Raw genomic sequence first — 1,055 nt, 5'->3', positions numbered from 1 at the left:
GCCCCAAGCGCCCCTTCGACCCCGCCCGGGTGGCCGAGTACCCGGCCGTGATCGGCTGCGACGAGGTCGGGCGCGGAGCGCTCTGCGGGCCGGTTCTGGTCGCGGCGATCTGGTTCAACCCGCTCTTGTTTCCGCCGCACCTGCTGGCCCGGCTCGACGACAGCAAGCGCCTCGACCGGGCGACGCGTGAGATGCTGACGCCCCTGATCCGCGCGCACGCCCGGGTATCGCTCGCCGCCGCATCGCGAAAACTCGTCGACCGCATCAACGTGCGCGCGGCGACCCTCGACGCCATGCGCAGGGCGGTAACCCGGCTCGGGATCGAGGCGCCGGTTCTGGTCGACGGCAGGGACGTCGTTCCAGGGCTCGCCCTGCCCTGCCGGGCGGTGGTCGGCGGTGACAGGCTGATCCCCCAGATCGCCGCCGCCTCGATCGTCGCCAAGACGTTTCGCGACGATCTCATGCGGCGCCTCGCGCTCCGCCATCCCGCCTATGGCTGGGAGCGCAATGTCGGCTACGGCACTGCCGCCCATCTCGCCGGGCTCACGGCGCAGGGGCGCTGCCCACATCATCGGTTGAGTTTTACCAGGCGGTTCTGAGGGTTAGAACAGGGCGAGCTGGTCGCCCGGCTTCTCGGGCCGGCGGAACAGGTCCGTCCTCTGCCGCAGCCTCTCTTCGGGGTAGCCGAGGCGCTTCTTGGCGAGGGCGAACCGGCGGCGGATGAGGTCGGCATAGGGCCCCTCCCCGATCATCCGCGTCCCCCAGGCCGCGTCGTAGGACTTGCCGCCGCGGGCCTGCGTGAGCAGCGAGAAGACATGGTCTCTCCGGCCGGGATAATGCTCGGAAAACCAGTCGCTTACGAGGCCGTCGAGCTCGCGCGGCAGGCGCAGCAGGACGTAGTTCGCTTCCCGAGCGCCAGCCTCGCGGGCCGCCTTCAAGATGGCTTCGATCTCGTGGTCGTTGAGGGAGGGAATGATCGGAGCGACGATCGCCATGACCGGCACGCCGGCCTCGGCCAATCCGCGGATGGCGGCGAGGCGTTTTTGGGGGTGGGG

General features: G+C 70.2%; 1 protein-coding gene and 1 pseudogene. One reads left to right on the top strand and one right to left on the bottom strand.

What is annotated here, in order from left to right:
* Positions 1-599, top strand: a 599-nt coding sequence (locus FV217_RS22410; protein WP_246683160.1) for a ribonuclease HII, incomplete at its 5' end; no start/stop codon positions are given.
* Between the two features lie 3 nt (positions 600-602).
* Here FV217_RS22410 and FV217_RS22405 read toward each other — a convergent pair.
* Positions 603-1,055 (bottom strand): annotated as a pseudogene (locus FV217_RS22405) (radical SAM protein); the annotation flags it as partial.

It is taken from the genome of Methylobacterium sp. WL9 (assembly GCF_008040035.1).
GTDB lineage: Bacteria > Pseudomonadota > Alphaproteobacteria > Rhizobiales > Beijerinckiaceae > Methylobacterium > Methylobacterium thuringiense.
This window is presented reverse-complemented; position numbering and strand designations above follow the sequence as displayed.